Genomic DNA, 1997 nt, shown 5'->3' with positions numbered 1-1997 from the left:
AGACGCTGCTAGACGCTGCTGCGGCGCATGGCGCTGCAGGTGCTCAAGAGCGACACCTCGGTGAAGGTGGGGGTGCAGGCCAAGCGCAAGCGAGCGGGCTGGGATGTGGGCTATCTGGCCCATGTCCTGGGCATCAGGGTTTAGATGCGATTGCCCTGTGGATAAGCGTTGGTAGCTATTAACTTAATAGCAAACAACATCCGAGCTGCGTGCCCTTTCCGGGACTGCTGGGGTGCCTTTTACAACTTTTGGCGCGCGTGGTGTTCATACGCCGTTCGGTGCAGGCGTGCGGAGCCTGCTGTCACCAGAACAACCACCGCTCCAACGCGTTGAGCACGATGACCACGATCACGCAGAGCAGGAAAAGGATCGCCTTGCGGCGCGCCTGCGCGCTCACCACCAGTTTGTAGACCGTGTACGCGGCGAGCGTGCCCCCAAAAGGCGCCGCGATGGCGGCCCCGGACATGATGATCGCGCCGAGCTTGCCCCAACCGTCGGTCCCGCCCATCGTCCAGATGGAACGCAAGATGATCGCGCTCGGAATGGCCAGGCCCACCCACAGCACTCCAGACGCCACCGCCACGCTAACGTGGTGCGCAAGCAGGCCATAAAGCACCAATGCGCCCACCACCCCGCCCAGGAACATCAGCCGCTTGAGCCACAGCGGCAGCGAGTCGCCAGAGCGGCGCGCTGGCGTGGCTTCACGGGCCTTCTTGGCCGCTGCGGCCGCCCCCTGGGCCCGTTCTTGTTGCAGTTGTTGCTGCTGCTTCTCGGTGGATTCACGGGCGCCGCGCAGAAAGTTGTCCACCGCCGGGTTGTCCACCTGCACCAGGATGCGGGCGGTGCGCGACAGGGCCTGGTCGTGCTGGGGAATGACGGTCTGCAGCGCCGCCCCCTGGCTGAACCAGTGCCCCATCTGCGCCAGCCAGCTGACGCCTGCGGGCGGCAGTCCGTAGCCCCCCTCGACCACACTGCACAGATAGTGCTGGGTGCTTTGTGGCGGCACCCACTGGCGCGTGCTGTAGCGGGGCAGCGCGCATTGCATCAGCGGCGCCGCCGGTTGCAGGCCGGGGCGGCCCAGCTGCAGCGCAAATTCCGGCAGGGGCAGGGGTTCGGCCAGCCCGTTGCGCACGCCCAGCCACAGGTACAGCCCCCGGTGCCGCCCATCCTGCGCCCGCCGCACCCACAAGCCCGGCCCCTCCTGCACCAGCTCGGCCCCCAGCGCATCCAGCTCGGGCGGGCGGGGCACCTCGGGGCCATCGCGGTCCCACGCGGCCCGCAACTGCTGCGCCCGCAGGATGGCGGGCCATACGGCCCGGGCGCGGCGCTCCAGAAAGTACGGGTCCAACTCCCGGCCATGGGCGATGGCGGCTTCGACGTTACCCCCCGCTGGCGCCGGCCCGCCTTCCAGTGCCCGCAGCCAATCGTCCAGCAAAGCCAGCCGCAGATAAATCGCATCCGCGCCCTGGCCCACGGCCTCGGCCGCGCGCCCCCAGGCAAACCGCGCCGGATCGGTAGGGACCAGCTGCTGCGCGAGCAAGCGCTGGCGCTCCTGGGATGTGTCTGCCTGCGCCACTGCGGGCGAAGCCTTGGGCTGCGCCCCCGCACCCCCGCTCGCCGCCAGGCAGATCACCAACGCCGCCCAGCCCAGCCATTGCGCCAAGGCTTGCTGCCACGCCATGGACCCGTGCAGGCCAAGGCCTGTAACCTGCGCCGTACTCCCTCGCATCGCATCCCCTTTTTAGGTGTCGTCGTGCGCGGATTGTGGGGCCAGGGGCGGCCGCGAGGCCAGAATTCGGCCCCACCGCACGGTCGGCGGCCACGCCGTCTGGAGCATGCGACACTACTGTATGTCTCAAAGGGGTATCTATTTAGCTCCAGTGACGTCAGAATAGCTGGATGGAAACCCAGATGCTAACGCCAACTCCTGGACAGGACTACCCTCGCACCTGGAACGAATTTCTTGACTGGTTTGCCACCGAAGAGGCCTGCCAGGC

1 protein-coding gene and 1 pseudogene are annotated in these 1997 nt (G+C 67.6%); one reads left to right on the top strand and one right to left on the bottom strand.

Annotated elements, in window-relative coordinates:
- Window positions 1–301: 301 nt before the first annotated feature.
- Window positions 302–1681, bottom strand: a complete 1380-nt coding sequence (locus A1D30_RS04755) for a hypothetical protein (protein ID WP_242421788.1) — start codon at window positions 1679–1681, stop codon at window positions 302–304.
- Between the two features lie 218 nt (window positions 1682–1899).
- On the opposite strand from A1D30_RS04755, the pseudogene A1D30_RS25135 reads away from it, so the two are divergent.
- Window positions 1900–1997, top strand: a pseudogene (locus tag A1D30_RS25135) (IS1595 family transposase); the annotation flags it as partial.

It is taken from the genome of Acidovorax sp. GW101-3H11 (assembly GCF_001633105.1).
Lineage (GTDB): Bacteria > Pseudomonadota > Gammaproteobacteria > Burkholderiales > Burkholderiaceae_C > Acidovorax.
Note: the sequence above shows the minus strand (reverse complement) of the source record. Positions and strands in the feature narration are given on the sequence as shown.

Bases quoted from the DNA above. Each gene is read 5' to 3' on its own strand.
- A1D30_RS04755 (WP_242421788.1), bottom strand. From the start codon at position 1,681: ATGGCGTGGCAGCAAGCCTTGGCGCAATGGCTGGGCTGGGCGGCGTTG.